The sequence below is a fragment of the Herbaspirillum sp. NPDC087042 genome, from assembly GCF_044745245.1.
Lineage (GTDB): Bacteria > Pseudomonadota > Gammaproteobacteria > Burkholderiales > Burkholderiaceae_D > Herbaspirillum.
Genome location: NZ_JBIUZW010000041.1, coordinates 1 through 1,536, shown reverse-complemented (window position 1 = coordinate 1,536; position 1,536 = coordinate 1). Strand labels below are relative to the sequence as shown.

At 56.2% G+C, this 1,536-nt stretch carries 1 protein-coding gene and 1 pseudogene; both read left to right on the top strand.

Annotated elements, in window-relative coordinates; all coding sequences use genetic code 11:
• A pseudogene (locus ACIPHN_RS25695) lies at positions 1-466 on the top strand (F0F1 ATP synthase subunit beta); the annotation flags it as partial.
• 151 nt (positions 467-617) lie between these two features.
• Complete coding sequence (locus ACIPHN_RS25690; RefSeq protein ID WP_400441990.1) at positions 618-1,040, top strand: F0F1 ATP synthase subunit epsilon; 423 nt, start codon at positions 618-620, stop codon at positions 1,038-1,040.
• Positions 1,041-1,536: the final 496 nt, after the last annotated feature.

The window sequence follows — 1,536 nt, the reverse complement described above, 5'->3', positions numbered from 1 at the left end:
CGTCGCCGGCAACCACCTTCGCCCACTTGGACTCGACCGTCGTTCTGTCCCGTGACATCGCCTCGCTGGGTATCTACCCCGCCGTCGATCCGCGGATTCGACCTCGCGCCAGCTGGACCCGCAAGTGGTCGGCCAGGAACACTACGAGACCGCACGCGCTGTCCAGGGTACCCTGCAGCGCTACAAGGAACTGCGTGACATCATCGCGATTCTGGGCATGGACGAACTGGCTCCGGAAGACAAGCTGCTGGTGGCACGTGCTCGTAAGATGCAACGTTTCCTGTCGCAGCCCTTCCACGTCGCCGAAGTGTTCACCGGTTCCCCGGGCAAGTACGTTTCGCTGAAGGACACGATCAAGGGCTTCAAGATGATCGCCAGCGGCGAACTGGACCACCTGCCGGAACAAGCGTTCTACATGGTCGGTACCATCGAAGAAGCAATCGAAAAAGCCAAGAAGATCAACTAAGACTCACTGGCTGTTGTCGGCATCGCACCAGGTCCGGACCAAGCAGTCATCTAGGCCGGATCGGGGTGGTGCCTGCAACCGCAGGTAAGTAAATATTGACTGATTGGCGCCACCATCCTTCGCGATGGTGGCCAATCGACTAGGAAACGACATGGCACATACTATTCACGTGGACGTGGTCTCGGCGGAAGAGGAAATCTTCTCCGGCGAGGCTGAATTCGTCGCGTTGCCGGGCGAAGCGGGCGAGCTGGGTATCTATCCCCGCCACACCCCGCTGATCACGCGCATCAAGCCAGGTGCAGTCCGTATCAAGGTCGCGGGCCAGGCTCACGAGGAATTCGTGTTCGTTGCCGGCGGTCTGCTGGAAGTGCAGCCGGATGCCGTCACCGTTCTGGCCGACACCGCGATCCGTGGTGCTGATCTGGACGAAGCCAAGGCGAACGAAGCGAAGAAGCTGGCCGAAGAAGCGCTGGTCAATCGCGACTCCAAGATCGACCACGCCGCAGCCCAGGCCGAACTGGCCGCCGCAGTGGCCCAGCTGGCAGCGATCCAGAAGTTGCGTCAAAAGCGCTGATCGCACAGCCAGTCCTTTCCCTGGAGAGGACACGGTAATAAGTCAAAAGGAATCGCCGCTCTGAGTTACTCAGAGCGGCGATTTTTTATCGCACGCTACTTTTGTTATCGAAGGCATCTTCTCTTGATGAAGGGCAGCTCATTCCTGTAGGCCGGAAATCAGCGTGAGTATTGGGCTGTGAGGTAGTGGGAGATGGCCTGGCGGTTTTTCTTCTAAACTATTTTCACTTATTTTTCAAAAACCGCTTGCGCACTGTGGGGTGGGTTGCTATAGTTCGCCCCCTGCTGACGCGACACACGAAGCGAAGTTGAAAAACAGAGCGACGGATGTCGGCGAAGCAAAGAGTAGTGAAGCAGTTTGAAGGGCGTTTTAAATGGAAGTAGTCGGGCGGTAGTAATAGCGAAGACGAAAAAATTTAAAACGAATCGCAAAAAAGTAGTTGACGCGATAAACAAACTGCTACATAATCTCGTTTCTCTGCTGCTGACGAACACAA

Coding starts and splice junctions, on each gene's coding strand:
- ACIPHN_RS25690 (WP_400441990.1), top strand. CDS start 618: ATGGCACATACTATTCACGTGGACGTGGTCTCGGCGGAAGAGGAAATC.